This is a genomic window from Aurantiacibacter atlanticus (assembly GCF_001077815.2).
GTDB lineage: Bacteria > Pseudomonadota > Alphaproteobacteria > Sphingomonadales > Sphingomonadaceae > Alteraurantiacibacter > Alteraurantiacibacter atlanticus.
Genome location: NZ_CP011310.1, coordinates 2,056,415 through 2,073,420, shown reverse-complemented (window position 1 = coordinate 2,073,420; position 17,006 = coordinate 2,056,415). Strand labels below are relative to the sequence as shown.

16 protein-coding genes are annotated in these 17,006 nt (G+C 57.5%); 7 read left to right on the top strand and 9 right to left on the bottom strand.

Going from position 1 to position 17,006, the window contains the following annotated elements:
- Positions 1–53 precede the first annotated feature (53 nt).
- Genes alr through radA form a run of 5 tightly spaced genes read right to left on the bottom strand, consistent with a single transcriptional unit; the run spans position 54 to position 5,118 of the window.
- Positions 54–1,127, bottom strand: coding sequence for an alanine racemase (gene alr / locus CP97_RS09990; protein ID WP_048885817.1), 1,074 nt, complete (start codon positions 1,125–1,127; stop codon positions 54–56).
- The gene (locus tag CP97_RS09985) at positions 1,114–2,748 is read right to left on the bottom strand and encodes an MFS transporter (protein ID WP_048886918.1); all 1,635 of its coding nucleotides are present in this window, start codon (positions 2,746–2,748) and stop codon (positions 1,114–1,116) included. Before CP97_RS09985 ends, alr begins: the two co-directional genes overlap by 14 nt.
- A gap of 32 nt (positions 2,749–2,780) precedes the next feature.
- Positions 2,781–3,212 carry an iron-sulfur cluster assembly scaffold protein gene (locus CP97_RS09980; RefSeq protein WP_227819574.1) on the bottom strand — a complete coding sequence of 144 codons (432 nt, stop codon included), beginning with the start codon at positions 3,210–3,212 and terminating at the stop codon, positions 2,781–2,783.
- The gene (locus tag CP97_RS09975; protein WP_048885816.1) at positions 3,209–3,739 is read right to left on the bottom strand and encodes a CvpA family protein; all 531 of its coding nucleotides are present in this window, start codon (positions 3,737–3,739) and stop codon (positions 3,209–3,211) included. Before CP97_RS09975 ends, CP97_RS09980 begins: the two co-directional genes overlap by 4 nt.
- Before the next feature lie 11 nt (positions 3,740–3,750).
- On the bottom strand, positions 3,751–5,118 hold the full coding sequence (gene radA / locus CP97_RS09970; RefSeq protein ID WP_048885815.1) for a DNA repair protein RadA: 1,368 nt from the start codon (positions 5,116–5,118) through the stop codon (positions 3,751–3,753).
- A gap of 109 nt (positions 5,119–5,227) precedes the next feature.
- On the opposite strand from radA, the gene CP97_RS09965 reads away from it, so the two are divergent.
- Positions 5,228–7,540, top strand: coding sequence for a patatin-like protein (locus CP97_RS09965; RefSeq protein WP_048885814.1), 2,313 nt, complete (start codon positions 5,228–5,230; stop codon positions 7,538–7,540).
- Between the two features lie 12 nt (positions 7,541–7,552).
- On the opposite strand, the gene dnaJ is transcribed toward CP97_RS09965, so the two are convergent.
- The gene (dnaJ, locus tag CP97_RS09960; protein WP_048885813.1) at positions 7,553–8,668 is read right to left on the bottom strand and encodes a molecular chaperone DnaJ; all 1,116 of its coding nucleotides are present in this window, start codon (positions 8,666–8,668) and stop codon (positions 7,553–7,555) included.
- Between the two features lie 99 nt (positions 8,669–8,767).
- On the bottom strand, positions 8,768–10,705 hold the full coding sequence (dnaK, locus tag CP97_RS09955) for a molecular chaperone DnaK (protein ID WP_048885812.1): 1,938 nt from the start codon (positions 10,703–10,705) through the stop codon (positions 8,768–8,770).
- A gap of 176 nt (positions 10,706–10,881) precedes the next feature.
- Between dnaK and CP97_RS09950 the strand changes: the two genes are divergently transcribed.
- The 4 genes from CP97_RS09950 (at position 10,882) to CP97_RS09935 (ending at position 13,675) form a co-directional block, all read left to right on the top strand.
- Positions 10,882–11,409, top strand: a complete 528-nt coding sequence (locus tag CP97_RS09950) for a copper chaperone PCu(A)C (RefSeq protein ID WP_082863794.1) — start codon at positions 10,882–10,884, stop codon at positions 11,407–11,409.
- Between the two features lie 73 nt (positions 11,410–11,482).
- Complete coding sequence (locus CP97_RS09945; RefSeq protein ID WP_227819717.1) at positions 11,483–11,905, top strand: vgr related protein; 423 nt, start codon at positions 11,483–11,485, stop codon at positions 11,903–11,905.
- On the top strand, positions 11,902–12,393 hold the full coding sequence (locus CP97_RS09940) for a GNAT family N-acetyltransferase (protein WP_048885810.1): 492 nt from the start codon (positions 11,902–11,904) through the stop codon (positions 12,391–12,393). Before CP97_RS09945 ends, CP97_RS09940 begins: the two co-directional genes overlap by 4 nt.
- A gap of 115 nt (positions 12,394–12,508) precedes the next feature.
- Positions 12,509–13,675: a PrnB family protein gene (locus tag CP97_RS09935; protein WP_048886915.1), complete on the top strand. Its 1,167-nt coding sequence runs from the start codon at positions 12,509–12,511 to the stop codon at positions 13,673–13,675.
- Between the two features lie 182 nt (positions 13,676–13,857).
- Here CP97_RS09935 and grpE read toward each other — a convergent pair whose 3' ends face one another.
- Both grpE and hrcA read right to left on the bottom strand, forming a co-directional pair.
- Complete coding sequence (gene grpE / locus CP97_RS09930) at positions 13,858–14,454, bottom strand: nucleotide exchange factor GrpE (protein WP_048885809.1); 597 nt, start codon at positions 14,452–14,454, stop codon at positions 13,858–13,860.
- Positions 14,444–15,508, bottom strand: a complete 1,065-nt coding sequence (hrcA, locus tag CP97_RS09925) for a heat-inducible transcriptional repressor HrcA (RefSeq protein WP_048886914.1) — start codon at positions 15,506–15,508, stop codon at positions 14,444–14,446. The genes grpE and hrcA overlap by 11 nt, the downstream gene beginning before the upstream one ends.
- A gap of 157 nt (positions 15,509–15,665) precedes the next feature.
- Here hrcA and rph point away from each other — a divergent pair, with 157 nt between their 5' ends.
- A complete protein-coding gene (rph, locus tag CP97_RS09920) occupies positions 15,666–16,379 on the top strand; it encodes a ribonuclease PH (protein WP_048885808.1) in 714 nt (237 codons plus the stop codon).
- Positions 16,376–17,005: an RdgB/HAM1 family non-canonical purine NTP pyrophosphatase gene (rdgB, locus tag CP97_RS09915; protein ID WP_048885807.1), complete on the top strand. Its 630-nt coding sequence runs from the start codon at positions 16,376–16,378 to the stop codon at positions 17,003–17,005. The genes rph and rdgB overlap by 4 nt, the downstream gene beginning before the upstream one ends.
- Position 17,006 lies beyond the last annotated feature (1 nt).

Below are 17,006 nucleotides of genomic sequence, written 5' to 3'. Positions count from 1 at the left end.
TTATATCTTAGCACCTGCAGCAAGCATTTTGCAATTGCGGTATTAAGCGCGTCTCAACTTCGCTCGAAACGTTTTCCCAATATGGTCAGGATTTCATATTGGGAGAGCCCGCTGCGTTGCGAAATGCCCGGTAGATCACCCGGTAAATCGAGGAAATCACCCTCCTTGACCGTGCTCGAACTTGCATCGACCATGATCATATCCATCGAGACGCGGCCAAGTACTGGCAAACGCTCCTGGTCATGTTGCAGCGCGCAGTCGACACCCATTTGGCGCAGGAAACCATCCGCATGTCCGACAGATACCGTGGCGACTCGCGTTTCGCGGTCCGCCACCCATGTCGCGTTATAACCAACGGCATCCCCGGCGTGGAGATCACGTATTTGCAGCACGGCACCCTGCGGAAATGCTACCTGCGCAATGTGTTCTTGCATGGATGGATGAGGGATCCCGCCATACAGCGCCAATCCGGGGCGCGTCAGGTCGAAATGATAATCTGGTCCCAACATGATGCCGGCCGAATTGGCAAGGCTGAGGCGCTCCGCCTTCACCAGCGGCACGGTGTCGCGAAAAATTGCGAGTTGGCGGGGATTTTGCGCGCTGTCTTCTTCCGCCGAGGCCAAATGCGAGAGGAGTATGTCGATTTCCAGCCCCTGCACTATGGGATCGCATAGTTCTGCAGGAGCAAGTCCAAGGCGGTTGATGCCGGAATCCACCATCACATTGCACCGCCCGCCGCCAGCTTCGACCCACAAAGCAGCTTGCCGCAGAGAATTGATGACAGGCCGCACGCCTGTGACGATGGCGAAGCGGGCTTCTTGGGCATTGCCTACACCATGCAGGACGCTGATCTGGCTCGCCTCCACATAGTTTAGAAGGGCGGGCACCTCGCTCCAGTGGGCTACAAAATATTCGCGCACGTCTGCGCCGCACAGTATCGGCGCGACCACATCTATGCCGAGCCCATAGGCATCGGCCTTCACCGCAGCGCCTGCAGCGGCTTTGCCAGAAAGCCTGTGCAGAGCGTTCCAGTTTCCGACTAGCGCCGCGCGATCTATCCGCAGCCGAAGGCTGGCGGGTGGCGGTTCAAGATGAAGGTTTGCAGGAAGCGGTTCAGGAAGGTTCATTTTGAAATTCTTGCGGAGGGCCGCCCTTCAAGCCAAACCAGACCACAACCATGCTGATGGCGACAACGGTCCATGTGTACCACAGACCGGCAAACATATCACCCGTCCGCGCGACGATGTATCCTGCGATAAGCGGTAGGAAACCTCCGAGATATCCAGCACCGAAATGGTAAGGGATCGACATGGAAGAATATCTGATGGACGGCGGAAACATCTCGGTCAACAAGGCAGCGACAGAACCGTAGGTCAATGCCGAAAGCATGGCAGCTGCCAGCAAAAGTGCCAGGATCCCAACGATGTTCGGTAGAGGCGGCCGCTGGACGGCAAAATCGAAGCCGTAATTTTCCAGCGCGGTCTGCACGCCATCATGCCTTTGCGTGCCGTTTTCCAGCCAGTCACGCTCAATCTGCACTGTCTCGCCACCCACGGTCAGGCCGAGTTCGTCAGCCTCGACCACGGTATATTGCACGCCCGATGCGGTCAGCGTTTCAAGCAACTTGCCACAATCGCTTTGCTCACGCTCGAACAGATCGGCGAATGGATCGGTTGCGCAAGCCTGGCCCGTGACGACCACCGGATTGCGTTCAGCCGCCTCGGTCAATTCAGGATTGGCCAGTTTACCCAGGCCCCAGAAGATCGGAAACAGAAGGAGAAGCGTGAGGAAAGCGCCGATAATGATCGGTGTCTTGCGCCCTACCTTGTCTGACCAGCGACCGACAGCCACGAAGAATACCATGGAGGTCAAGCCAACTATCAGCAGCAGAATTTCGACCACCGCACCATCCATGCGCATGTCGCGCTGGAGAAAGGAAAGGGTGGAGAAGAAAGCTGAATACCAGATCGTGGTCAGGATACCGGCCACCGCAAATGCGATGAAAATACGCCGTTTGTTACCGGGATAGGTGAAGCTCTCGACCAGCGGATTGCCTGCCGTTTGACCCGCAGCTTTCATCGCCTGAAACACCGGGCTTTCATTCAGCTTGAGGCGCATCCAGAGCGATATGCCCAGCAATACCACCGATAGCAGGAAGGGAACGCGCCAGCCCCATGCGGCAAATTCGTCTGCCGGAATAAGCGCACGGCAGAGCAATACGACTATGATCGACAGGGCAAATCCGCCAACCACGCTGGCCTGGATAAAGCCGGTGTAGAAGCCGCGCTTGTCTGGAGGTGCGTGTTCGGCCACATAAATCGCGGCCCCGCCATATTCACCGCCTAGCGCCAGCCCTTGCAGGATGCGCAGCAGGATCACGATCGCAGGGGCCCACAAGCCGATGGTCGCCGCGTTGGGCACGAGGCCGACCCCTGCAGTCGCCACGCCCATCAAGGTTACGGTGACGAGGAATGTGTATTTGCGCCCCAGCTTGTCCCCCAGATAACCGAACAGGATTGCTCCTAAAGGACGGAAACCGAAGCCGATGGCAAAGCCCGCCCAGACGAGCAGGATCTGCAAAGTCTCATTATCGCTAGGGAAGAATGCTGCCCCGATCAGCGCAAACAAGGTGCCGTAAATGAAGAAATCATACCATTCAAAGATGGTGCCGGCAGAACTTGCTGCAATGACAAGGCGAATTTCCTTCGCGCTCGGCTCCAATATCTCCGGCGCAGCATTTTCCGCCATCATTTCCCCTCCCCCAATTATCACCATGGCGATTAGCCGAGACTACGTGACGTGGAAAGAGCTTCCAGAGCGGCCTTCCACGGCAGGAGAATTGCCCCGTGCCGCCCGCGATGTTCCCGTGCGGGGGCAATCAGGCCAAGATCGGGCCAATCTGGCATGGGGCCATCATTTTTGAGCCAGCCGACAATCTCATCGAGCGTATGTGCGATATCCATGGGTGAACGCCCCTTGGCATGACGGGCAAAGATGGCTGCAGAAGCCTGGCCAACGGCGCAGGCGCGCACCTGCATTCCAACTTGCCCGATATCGCCGGTGCCATCAGGCATGACGTCCAGTTCCAGCGCCGAGCCACAGGTGTCTGAGCGTGCCCGGCCATGCAGTGGTGCTCCATCGAGCAAAGGCCAATTGGCAAGTTCGACTGTGGCAGCCAACATTTCAACAGTGTATAGCTTGGCCGCGCTCACTGTTCTGCGCTGTCCGGACCTTCCACGTCCAGCACATGCGCACGGCGCTCCGCAATCAATTGTACCATCGCGCGCGATCCTGCGTCGACAAGCTGATAGGTGCGCGCTTCGGAAATCCACAGCGGACGCCCCTTTGCGCCCCACACCGCGTCATATCCCAATACCAGCAGGGAAAAGCCGATGATGACGATGATGACGCCTTTGACAGCGCCAAATCCGAAGCCAAGCACACGATCTATTGGACCCAATACGGAACTGCGCGAAGAGCGTCCGGCGACCCGCGCGATCAATTTCATCGCGGCGTAGGGGATCAGCAATAGCAGCGCAAAGGCAAGAATGCCCGCGGTTATGGGAGAGCCCATGAAATCGAGGATGGCGGCGGTGAGGTCCGTATGCAGATAATGGATTGCCAGCACTGCGAGCATCCACGCCGCAAGAGACAAGACTTCCTGCACGAATCCACGCAGAAACCCGCCGATCGCCCCCAGGCCCACAAGAAGGAGCACGATAATATCAAAACCCGTCATCAGACCCGAAACTAGGCGGACGCCATCACGCGGTCAACGAGTGAAGCGACGCCGCCTATGTCACTATACCCCAGTTTCTTGACTTCCCGTCCGCCGTTCACCGGGCCACAACCATGGGTAAAGCCAAGCTTTGCCGCTTCGCGCAGGCGAAGGGCACCATGCGCAACCGGGCGCACCTCACCCGAAAGCGATACCTCGCCCAGCCAGATAGTATCGGCAGAAAGAGGCTTGTCAGCCAACGCAGAAATGAGGGCGGCTGCGACAGCAAGATCGGCAGCCGGATCCGACAGGCGATAACCACCTGCGACGTTAAGATAGACCTCTGCCGTAGAAAAACTGAGACCACAGCGTGATTCCAGCACTGCGAGCAACATCGCCAGCCGCCCGCTGTCCCATCCCACAACCGCGCGGCGCGGCGTCGCGCCCGATTGTAGCCGGACAATCAGCGCCTGGATTTCCACAAGCACCGGGCGCGTGCCTTCGATGGCGGGAAAGACAGCGCTGCCTGCAATCGGCTCCTCACGACCGGAAAGGAACAGGGATGAGGGATTGGAAACCTCTTTCAGCCCCTGCCCTTCCATTGCGAAGACGCCAATTTCATCGACCGCGCCAAAACGGTTCTTGAGGCTGCGCAGGATACGATACTGGTGGCTCCTCTCCCCTTCGAAACTCATCACGGTATCGACCATATGTTCAAGCACCCGCGGTCCGGCGATGTTGCCGTCCTTGGTGACATGTCCGACAAGGACGAGGCAGGTCCCGCTTTCCTTGGCATAGCGGATCAGTTCAAATGCACTTGCACGGACTTGGCTGACAGTGCCTGGTGCGCCTTCGATCATGTCGGAGTGCATTGTCTGAATCGAATCGACGACCAGCAGATCAGGCGGCCCGTTTTTACCCAATGTGGTCAGTATATCGCGCACGGAAGTCGCTGCAGCTAATTTGAGCGGAGCGTCCGCCAGCCCCAGCCTTCCGGCGCGCATGCGCACTTGGCCCGTGGCCTCTTCCCCACTTACATAGACAACATCGCCACCCGTTTTTGCGATGGCAGCCGCCGCCTGTAACAACAGTGTGGATTTGCCGATACCCGGTTCGCCGCCCATCAGGATGGCACATCCTGGAACAAGCCCCCCGCCCAGTGCGCGATCAAATTCTGCAAGGCCGGTGGTGCGCCGCGCGAGCGGCTTGGTTGGAGCATCCAGCGATTCGAAGGCGATGGCCCGACCTCCGCTCGATAAATCATGCTTGGCAGTGAACTTGGTTTCAGGCGCGTCTTCAACCAGCGTGTTCCACTGGCTGCAATCAGGACACTGCCCCTGCCACCGCGTCAAAACGCTGCCGCATTCTGTACAGATATATCGACGTTTGGGTTTGGCCATGAAGGGAGGACTAACCGGAACAGAAAAAGAACACAAGTGGGCTTTATGATAGCGGATAGCGGGTTTGCGACACTATGAAAACGGCGCGCCATATGTCAGTCATGCAGTTATGCGACAAAAGGAACTCAGGATTGCGCTGGTCTGCTATGGCGGGGTCAGCCTGGCTGTTTACATGCACGGCGTTACCAAGGAAATCTGGAAGCTGGCCCGCGCCAGTCGGGCGCATCATACGCCATCAGCGCTCCTCAAAACCGGCTCAGAAGCCGTTTATCAGAAGCTGCTCAACCATATTGAAACCCATAAAGGTCTGCGGCTCCGCGTCCTTCCTGACATCATCACCGGCGCGAGTGCTGGCGGCATCAACGCTGTTTTCCTGGCGCAGGCCATCCATTCCGGGCAAAGCCTTGAGCCGCTGACCGAACTCTGGCTGAAAAATGCCGATGTCGAAAAACTGGTCGCCGATGAGGCGCGGCCCTGGTCATCCGCGGCCAAGCCATGGATGCTGCCTTTTGTCTATTATATGACCAATAAGCCCGGCAATGCGGTGAGCGAGAGCGTGGCGGTGGAAACGCGGGCAGAGGTGCGGCGCAAACTTTCCGGTCTTGTACGTGGACGCTGGTTTGAGCCGCCTTTTTCGGGGCCTGGTTTCACAGATGTGCTGCATCATGCCCTATGCGCCATGGATGAAGGTGAGGCGGAAGATCCGCTGTTGCCACCCGGCCACCTGCTCGATCTTATGGTCACGGCCACAGATTATCACGGCCATCGCGAATTGCTGCGCCTCAATTCCCCGCCAGTGGTGGAGGAAAGCGAACATCGCATGCCGATCGGCTTTCGCGTGCATACGCCGCCTACGGGTGGCCAGTCACTGGCACATTTGTGCGAATTGACCTTTGCCGCGCGTGCTACCGCCAGCTTTCCGGGCGCGTTTCCACCGCTTAAAGTGGCTGAGATCGATCGGCTCTATCCCGGCGAATGGAATAGTCGCGATGCATTTCTTCAGCGTGTCATACCTGCCCATGTGGAACGCGACACGGTTGATCATGTCGCATTGATTGACGGGTCTGTTCTGGTCAACGCACCCTTTGCAGGCGCGATGGCCGGTTTGAGCGCACGCCCTGCCCTGCGTGAAGTGGACCGCAGGTTCGTCTATATTGATCCTACACCGCGCCGCCCGTCAGCTGTCAGCGGTGACGAAGTGCGGCCCGTCGGCTTTTTCTCCGCAATTGTCGGCTCCCTTTCGGCAATCCCGCGTCAGCAGCCCATTCGGGACAATCTGGAGACTCTCGAAACGCAATCTCGCGAAGCTCACAATTTACGCCGAATGGTCACCGCGCTGCGACCTGAGGTAGAAGGCGTGGTCGAAAAACTGTTTGGCAGGACCTTGTTTCTCGATCAGCCGACTGCAAAGCGACTTGCCGCGTGGCGCACACGCGCGCAACAGGCAGCGGCAGAGCGTGCCGGATATGCTTTCCATTCCTATGCGCAGGCAAAATTGTCCGGCATCGTGGATCGCATCGCCCTGCTGGCGCACAATGCAGCGCCCTATCTGAACAGGCCCGATGCTCATGAAATCGCTCTACGTATCCGGCATGTGCTTGAAGAGCGCGGGCTTGGCAGTCTCTCCGCCCAACGCGGTAGCGGAGCGAGTGAGGGAGCAATCCTTTTTCTGCGTGATCATGATAACGCCTTTCGCATTCGTCGCTTACGCCTTCTGGCACGCCGCCTTTCGCGTGAATGGGACGCTGATCCCGACATTCCCGACGATGAGCTGGAAGTTGCCCGAGAGCAGGTTTATCATGCATTATCGCTATATTCGGTAGGTGAGGACATAGATGGGCTTGGCCCTGACTTTGCAGACATCGCGGCAAATTCGGTAAAGCATCCCGAGATACTGCTCGATAAACTCGCGGAATTGCGTGCCTTGCGCGAAACTGATCTGGCGGCGGAAGAAATCATTGCCGAGGCGCTGGAGGCCATGCCCCGAGATTTGCGGCGGCGGGCCTTGCTCACCTATCTCGGCTTCCCCTTTTATGATGTCGCCACCTTGCCGCTGCTGCGCAATGAAGGTCTGACCGAATTTGACCCGGTGAAGGTCGATCGCATCAGTCCTGATGATGCCCGGTCAATCCGCGAAGGCGGAACAGAGGCGACCTTGCGCGGGACCGAATTCTTCAATTTTGGCGCATTCTTCAGTCGGTCCTATCGCGAAAACGATTACCTATGGGGACGCCTGCATGGTGCGGAACGGGTGATCGACCTCGTTTGCTCTACGGTGCCAGGCGGCTTCTCCGATGCAGATTGCCTGTCATTCAAATGCGACGCATTCCTCGCCATTTGCGATGAGGAGGAGACGCGCGGGCTGTGTGATGCAAAGATGGTGAGTGATCTTCGCGCCGAAATTATGGTCAAGCTTGGCTGAAAAGGCCCGTATTCAGGCGGAAAAGGCACCCTTCAACTTTTCGAAAAAGCCGCGACTTTCCGGACATTCATCACCCGTTTCAGTCTCACGGAATTCGCGCAGAATGTCCTTCTGGCGGCTGCTGAGTTTGGTAGGCGTCTCCACCATCACTTCAATCACCAGATCGCCGCGACCGCGTCCTTGAAGAACGGGCATGCCAGCGCCGCGCTTGCGCAATTGCTTGCCAGACTGGATGCCGGGAGGAATGTCGATGGAATGGACTTCGCCATCCAGTCCCGGAATTTCAATCGTGTCACCAAGTGCCGCGGCTGTGAAGCTGACAGGCACGCGCGTAAACAATGCGGTCCCCTCACGTTCGAACACGTGATGCGGTTTGATGTGCAGGAATATGTAAAGATCGCCTGCCGGCGCGCCCCTTGGTCCGGCCTCGCCCTTGCCTGAAAGCCGGATGCGCGTGCCATTGTCGACACCTGCAGGAACTTCCACGTCCAGTGTTTGCACAGTGTCCACCCTGCCCTCGCCACGGCAATCGCCGCACGGGCTTTCGAGTACTTCGCCGGCACCATGACAATTGGGGCAAGGTCGTTCGATAACGAAGAAACCCTGTTTCGCGCGCACTTTCCCGTGCCCGTGGCACAATTCGCAGCGGCGCCGCGATGTGCCGGGCTCCGCGCCGGTACCGGTGCAGGTTTCGCAGGCAGTAGATACTTCCACCTCGATCTCGGTGGATTTACCATGAAACGCCTCTTCCAGGCTGATCTGCATATCATACCGCAGATCCGCGCCGCGTCGTGGGCGTGAACGTCCGCCTGCGGCACCGCCACCAAAGGCACTGCCAAAGATCGTTTCGAAAATATCGCCAAGATCGCCGAAATCCTGCTGGCCGCCGCCGCCTTGCTGAAAAGCAGCATGACCATAACGATCATAAGCCGCGCGTTTTTGCGGGTCCTTCAGCACTTCATACGCTGCGCTGATCGCCTTAAACTGCGCTTCTGCCTCGGCATTGCCGGGATTGCGATCAGGGTGATATTTCATCGCCAGCTTGCGATAGGCGGATTTCAGGCCCGCGTGATCGGTCTCACGCGCAACACCAAGAATTTCATAAAGATCGGCTTCACCGGAAGACATGCATCACTCCCCAAACCGGACCGCCACCGATGCAATGCGCATCGATGGCGGCCGGGTTGTCCATCGGGCCGCTAAGCCCAGTTCATCAAGGCTTCGGCCTCAGGACTTGTCCTCGTCATCCACCTCAGTGAATTCAGCCTCGACGACTTCTTCTTCCTCAGCGGGTGAAGATGTATCGCCTCCGGCTGCTGCATCGGCAGCACCCGCATCGGCAGAGGTCTGATCCTTTTCATAGATCTGCTGACCCATCTTCATGGCAACTTCGGTAAGCGTCTGGCTCTTTTCCTTCATGACCTCGACATCGTCGCCTTCAAGCGCGGTCTTGGCTTCCGCAATGGCAGTTTCGAGTTCGGCCTTGAGGCCATCGTCGATCTTGTCGCCATTTTCTTCCAGCTGCTTCTCGGTCGCATGGGTAAGGCCATCGAGATTGTTGCGGACTTCGGCGCTTTCGCGGCGCTTTTTGTCTTCATCCGCAAACTTCTCGGCATCCTGCACCATCTGTTCGATGTCGGAATCGTTGAGACCACCAGATGCCTGAATACGGATCTGCTGTTCCTTGCCGGTGCCCTTGTCCTTGGCAGATACGTTGACGATGCCGTTGGCGTCAATGTCAAATGTGACTTCGACTTGCGGAACGCCGCGCGGTGCGGGAGGAATGCCGACAAGGTCGAACTGACCGAGCAGCTTGTTGTCCTGCGCCATTTCGCGTTCACCCTGGAACACGCGGATCGTCACTGCATTCTGATTGTCTTCGGCAGTGGAATAGACCTGCGTCTTCTTGGTCGGGATCGTCGTGTTGCGATCGATCATGCGGGTCATGATGCCGCCCAGCGTCTCGATGCCGAGCGAAAGCGGGGTCACGTCGAGCAGCAGCACGTCCTTGACGTCGCCCTGCAGAACGCCCGCCTGAATGGCAGCACCCATGGCCACGACTTCATCCGGATTAACACCGGTATGCGGCTTGGAACCGAAGAATTCTTCGACCACTTCGCGCACCTTGGGCATACGTGTCATGCCGCCGACAAGAATAACCTCGTCGATACTGTCCTTGGTGACGCCGGCATCTTCCAGCGCCTTCTTGGAAGGCTCCAGCGTGCGCTTGATCAGATCGCCAACCAGCTGCTCCAGCTTGGAGCGCGAGAGCGTTTCGACCAGATGCAGCGGAGTGGATGATCCACCTTCCATGCGGGCGGTGATGAAGGGCAGGTTGACCTCTGTCGATTGCGAGCTGGAAAGCTCGATCTTGGCTTTTTCCGCGGCTTCCTTGAGACGTTGAAGAGCGAGCTTGTCGGTCTTCAGGTCCATGTTTTCCTTCTTCTGGAACTGCTCTGCGAGGTAATCGACAATCACATTGTCGAAATCTTCGCCACCCAGGAAGGTGTCGCCATTGGTGCTCTTCACTTCGAAAACGCCATCCCCGATCTCGAGAACGGAGATGTCGAAGGTGCCGCCGCCAAGGTCATAAACGGCGATGGTCTTGCCATCGTTCTTGTCCATGCCATAGGCGAGCGCGGCTGCAGTCGGTTCGTTGATGATACGTTCGACTTCGAGGCCGGCAATCTGCCCAGCATCCTTGGTTGCCTGACGCTGCGCATCATTGAAATATGCCGGAACGGTGATAACCGCCTTGGTCACGGTTTCACCAAGATAGCTCTCGGCGGTTTCCTTCATCTTTTGCAGGATGAAGGCAGAAATCTGGCTGGGGGAATATTCTTCGCCGCCTGCTTCCACCCACGCATCGCCATTCTTGCCCTTGACGATGTCATAGGGAACCAGGTCCATATCTTTCTTGGTAGTCGGATCGTCGAACCGGCGGCCGATCAGCCGCTTGATGGCGAAAAGCGTATTGTCCGGATTGGTCACGGACTGGCGCTTGGCCGGCTGGCCAATCAAACGTTCGCTGTCCTTCGTGAAGGCAACGATGGACGGCGTCGTGCGCGCGCCTTCTGAATTTTCGATAACCTTGGGCTTGCCGCCTTCCATCACGGATACGCAGCTGTTTGTCGTACCAAGGTCAATGCCGATAATCTTGCTCATTTATTCCCCACTCTCTTTCAAAGTTGGACGCTGCACCTTCGACCTCCCGCCATATCGGCAAGGCCACTCGGCAGCTCTGGAAAACCTGTCTAACGGGGCCGGATATAGGTGCGCTTTCGCTTGGCACAAGGGACTTGAGGCCCTAGAAAATCACCATTGTGCAAGAGAGGAACATTATGAAGTCCATGTCTGTTTTTCGCGTTCTGGCTGCGGCCGGGCTGACTGCAACCCTGGCTGCATGCGGCGGAGAGGCGGAGGCTCCCGTCGAAGAAGTTGCAGGTGATTGTCCCCCCGGCATTACTGTCACCGAAGGCTGGCTGGCCCTTCCCGCTGTTGGTGGCAACCCCGGAGCTGCGTATTTCTCGCTGACAAATGGCACTGATGAACAGGTGACCATCCGGACAGCCAGCGTGCTGGGCGCAGAAAGCGCGATGATCCATGAAACCGCAACGTGGAGTAATGAAACGGACATGCAGGAACTTTTCACCCTTCCTGTCATGGGCGGTGAAACGCTCGTGTTCGAACCGGGTGGCAAGCATGTGATGGCAATGGGCATGGGCGGAGGGGTTGAGCCAGGCGGCGAAACCGAAGTCACGCTGACCTTTGTTGGTGGAGACAAATGCAGCTTTCCCGTCACCGCCCATCCAGCGGGAGAAGACCCAAGAGAGGCAATTAGCGAAGATGCGGCAATGAAAGTTGAATAGGCAAGAGCCGCAGGCCTGCCCCATCGGTGGGGAGCGGCCGCTGGGCGCGGGCGAGGTAAAGCTCGCCCGCTCCATGTTTGGCGGCGCGATTGATTATTCCAAGGTTACCATCCGTCGCCGCAAATGGGCTTTTTTTCAACCGAGCAAGGTTACCATGGCCCCGCGTGGCCACATTCATTTCCACCCGCTGGGAAATGTTTATTGCGATGATTTCGCCACGGCCCCGCTCCTTCGGCAAGCCTTGTTTGTCCATGAAATGACGCATGTGTGGCAGACCCAGACCAAGGGTGACTGGTATCTAGTGCTCAATCGTATGCCTTGGGCGCGGTATGATTATGCCCTCAAACCGGGCTGGAAACTTGAACAATATGGCATTGAGCAGCAGGCACGCATTGTGGAACACGCATTCATGCTCCGAAACGGCGCGAAATTGCCCGGCGTGACAGATAAATCCGCCTATGATGCCCTGGTCAATTTTCCCGGAGCTGCGCGTTGAATTTTCGGATTCGTCATTTTGTGAATGCGGACACGGCAGCTTTTGCAGACCTTAATCGGCGCTGGATCGAACAATATTTTGACCTCGAAGACAGCGATCGTGCCCAATTGTCCGATCCTCAATGCGCCATCATTGATCAAGGCGGCGTGATTGGCATTGCAGAGGATAGCACAAGCGTCATCGGTTGTGGCGCGCTTGTCCTTCCGCACCATAATCCGGATGACGGATTGAGATGGATTGAATTGATCAAGCTTGCCACCGATCCCGCTGCACAGGGCAAGGGTGTCGGCGGACGACTCATCGATTGGCTGTGTGCCGATGCGGCTGCGCGCGGATATGATGCTGTATGGCTGGAAACCAATGCAAGCCTGTCTTCGGCAACCCGGCTCTATGAACGTAAGGGTTTCCGCCCGCTATCGTCTGCTGAACTTTGGCCCACGCCTTATGCGCGTTGCAATCTTCAGATGGTTCGTAATCTGACGGATTGAGATTTTTGTCAGTTCAGAGGCGGTAGTGTCGCCCAGTCTTGAGCCAGCCGGTTGCATTTGTTACTATCTGCGGGTCCGGGCGGCCAAACCCGCGCCCGGCCAAAGAGTCAAAACAATGGAGCTGGATCATTATGGCATGTCGCGTGCGCGCGGCTTCCTTTCGCATTACGAAATTGACGAAATCAGCCTGCCCTCGGACTTTGGTGAAGTCACAGAGGTCTCAGGCAAGCTCTCAGGTCTCCTGACGACCGGACGCATCCGATATTGGCTAGTCCAATTGGCCGATCCTGGGTTGGAAGATTGGGCAAAAGAAGCGCCAGAGGAACAGGTCCGCACCGCCATGGTGCATTACTCCTTCCTCGTGCAGGCCTATGTGTGGGGAGAGCCGGAGCCGCCCGCTTCTCTCCCCGCAAACCTGTCCCGCCCAATAGTGGCAATTGCGGACAGGCTGGGACAGGCACCCCTGCTGCCCTATTCTGCCTATGTGCTCGACAATTGGTCGCGGTTCGACAAATCGGGACCGGTCAATCTTGAAAATATTTATATGGTTCAGAATTTCGCCGGTGGATATGACGAAAACTGGTTCGTTCTGATCCATGTCGCGATCGAGGCTGAAGCTGGCGTTTTGCTCGATAATGCAACCAAGCTCGTCACTGTGGCGAAACAGGGTGAAGCAGTTGAAGCGGAAAGATTGCTGGTGGAGATGGATGCCGCATGGGAACGCATTTACGGCCATTTCGCGCGCATGACTGCACGCTGTGATCCCTATGTCTATTTCCATCGTGTGCGTCCCTATATCCACGGCTGGGCGAACAATCCCGCGTTGGCCGAAGGTGGGCTGATCTATGAAGGTATAGAGAGATTCGATGGCAAGCCGCAGGCATTGCGCGGACAGACAGGGTCACAATCCTCGATCGTTCCTGCGATGGATGCGCTCTTTCAAATCGGCCACGGCGACGATCCGCTCAAATCCTTTCTTGATGAACTGCACCATTATCGCCCCGTCGCCCATCGCCGCTTTATCGAAGATCTTGCCGAGCGATCGACATTGCGCGAATTTGTAGGCGCTTCGGGAGCACAAAGTCTGAAGGACGCTTTCAACGCGTGTCTCAATCAGTCGGCACGGTTTCGCACGCGGCATCTCGAATATGCGGCAAGCTATATCAACAAGCAGGCGGGCAGCATTCCTGGCAATGATCCCGATGTTGGCACAGGCGGTACACCTTTCATGAAATATCTGAAGAAGCACCGCGACGAAAATGCAAATCAGTTGGTGGAGTGAACAGCAAAGGGCCGCCTCTTGAAAAGAAGCGGCCCTTTGAATTCTCCCGGATTTCGATGATCGCCCTGAACGCGAAACCTGCACCGGCACTGCCTATGCAAGTCCAGCATCGAAAACATGGGTTTCAGCGCGCCAAGACCTAAAGAGAAAGCACGGTCTTAATCTGCCTTTACCGCAAATTGTCAGTCAGGCTTTTTGGCGACTCCAACCATGGCGGGCCGCAGCAGCCTATCCTTGATCATATATCCAGCCTGCATTTCCTGCACGATGGTTCCCGGCTCAACCTCGTCATTCGGGATTTCCATCATAGCCTGATGCTGATTGGGATCGAGTGGCAGGCCCATCGCAGCAATGCGTGTGATGCCATGCTGTTCGAAAGCCTTTTCCATTTCGCGCTGCGTCGCCTGTATACCGGCGACCAGACCCTTGAACTTGGAATCCTCCCGCAGATCTTCGGGCACGGCTTCGATAGCGCGGGAAAGGTTATCCGCCACGCTCAAAATGTCACGGGCAAAGCCGGTCGCGGCATAATTGCGCGCGTCGGTGATGTCTTTTTCCATGCGCCGGCGCACGTTCTGCGTTTCTGCCTTGGAATAGAGCACTTCCTGTTTGGCCGCATCGAGATCCTCGCGCAGGCGGTCCAGTGCCTCGTCGAGCCGGTTGGTTTCTTCTTCCACCGTGTCTTCGTCACTGCCATCACTATCGTTGAGAAACTCCTCCGGCACGCCGTCAAGTTCCTTTTCAACCGCTTCGTCGCGATCTTTATCGTTATGCGTCATTCTTGCCTTGCCAACCTATTCGTTTGCCCAGGGATTGGGCGGTGAAGTCCACCATGGGAACGACGCGCGCGTAATTCAACCGCGTTGGGCCAATCACGCCCAGTACGCCGACCACCTTTCCCTCTCGATCGCGGTAGGGAGATGCGATTACGGAAGAGCCTGAAAGCGCGAATAACCGGTTTTCCGCGCCAATAAAAATGCGGGTCGATTCGGCATCGCGGGCGCTATCCAGCAATTCGGCCACCGATTGCTTGTCTTCCAAATCTTCCAGCAAGGAACGCACCCGCTCGATATCGCCCAGCGCGGTTTCATCCAGCAAATTGGCCTGTCCGCGCACGATCAGGACCGGGCGCCTTGCCGGGTCTTCGCTCCATGTGGCGATGCCGGCTTCAACCAGTCCGGCAGAGATTTCATCCAGCGCGCTTTGCCCCGAAGCAATATCAGCACGCATGGTCTGCGCTGCCTCTGCCAGGGTGCGTCCGGAAAGCTGCGCGCTGATGTAATTGCCTGCCCGCTGCAAGGCGCTGTGCGAAGTTGCATCGGCAATTTCGAGGACACGGTTTTCGACATGGCCATCCTCCCCCACCAGCACTGCCAGCGCACGCGTTTCATCTAGCGGGACGAGTCGCATTTGCGCCAGTCTTGGTTCTCTGCGCGGCACCATCACCATGCCCGCCGCACCCGAAATGTCCGAGAGGATGGAGCTGGTCTTTTCCAACGCCTTTTCGATCGGGCCGGGCGCGGAAAGCTGCTGTTCGATGGCCACGCGTTCTTCCCGCGTGGGTTCGGCCACCTGCATGATACCGTCTACGAACAGGCGTAGCCCGCTTTCCGTTGGCAAGCGCCCGGCGCTGGTGTGAGGGGCGGCAAGAAGGCCAAGCTGCTCCAACTCGCTCAGGACCGAACGGATGGATGCGGGCGAAAGGTTCAGCCCGCTCTGCTGTGACAGTGCCTTTGATCCCACAGGCTGCCCACGCCCGAGATAATCTTCTACCACCAGCCGGAAAATATCCCGCGCGCGGTCTGATAATTCGGTGATCGGTGGTGATGCCATGCGATCATAGCTAGCAATATCGGCGACAAGTTCAATTTCCACGGCGTGAACGCTTGTCGAATAGGTGCATTTTCTCCTAGCGCATGCTGTGAAGCTGAAAAGCTGCCCATCCCCAGGCTCAAGGTGAGCCGGGTTCAGGGCATCACAGGAGAAATCAATGCGACCTTCCGGCCGCGCGCCTGACGAAATGCGCGCCATCACTATCGAAACCGGTTTCACCAAACATGCTGAAGGCTCCTGCCTGATCAGTTTTGGCGATACGCGGGTGCTGTGCACCGCCAGCGTCGAAGAACGCATCCCGCCGTGGTTGCGCGGCAAGGGCCAGGGCTGGGTTACTGGCGAATATTCGATGCTGCCTCGCGCCACGCATACACGCGGCAGCCGAGAGGCAGCGCGTGGCAAGCAAAGCGGAAGAACGCAGGAAATCCAGCGGCTAATCGGTCGGTCATTGCGCGCGGTGGTCGACATGGAAAAACTGGGTGAGCGGCAGATCACGCTCGATTGCGATGTCATACAGGCCGATGGCGGTACGCGCACTGCATCCATCTCGGGCGCATGGGTCGCATTGCGACTTGCGGTGAATAAGCTGATGGCGGCAGGTGACATCAAAAGCGATCCCATGACGTCCAAGATCGCCGCGATTTCCTGCGGTATCTATCAGGGGACGCCGGTGCTCGATCTCGACTATATCGAGGATTCCGGCGCCGATGCCGATGCCAATTTCGTGTTGATCGAAGGCGGACAGATTGCTGAAGTGCAGGCCACTGCCGAAGGGGCGACCTATGATGAAGAGGCGCTGCTGCGCCTGTTGCGTCTCGCCCAGATGGGCTGCACAGACATCTTCAAGGCACAGGATGAGGCGACGCGGTGACACGCAGGATTGGCTCCGGCAAGCTGGTGATCGCTACCCATAATGCAGGCAAGCTGAAAGAAATTTCTGCATTACTCGCTCCGCATGGGCTCGATTGCATATCGGCAGGCTCGCTGGGCCTGCCGGAGCCGCCCGAAACTGGCAAAACCTTTGTTGAAAACGCACTGCTCAAGGCACGTGCAGCGGCAGAGGCCTCGGGCATACCCGCTCTTGCCGATGACAGTGGATTATCGGTGGCCGCGCTTGACGGTCGGCCCGGCGTCTACACCGCCGATTGGGCCGAGAGGCAATGGTTCGAAGGGGAACCTGGGCGGGACTGGTACATGGCAATGGGCAAGGTCGAAGGACTATTGCAGGCCATGGGCGCAGATACGCCGCGCGATGCGTGGTTTTCATGCGTACTCGCGCTGGCATGGCCCGATGGCGAATACCTCGTTTATGAAGGCCGCGTTGACGGGAACCTGACATGGCCACCACGGGGTGAATTGGGTTTTGGCTATGATCCGTTGTTCATTCCCGAAGGCCGGACACAGACGTTTGCCGAGATCGATCCCTCAGAAAAGCACGCGATCAGCCACCGCGCCGATGCCTTTGCGAAACTGGTGGCGGATCAATTTTCCGCCTGAC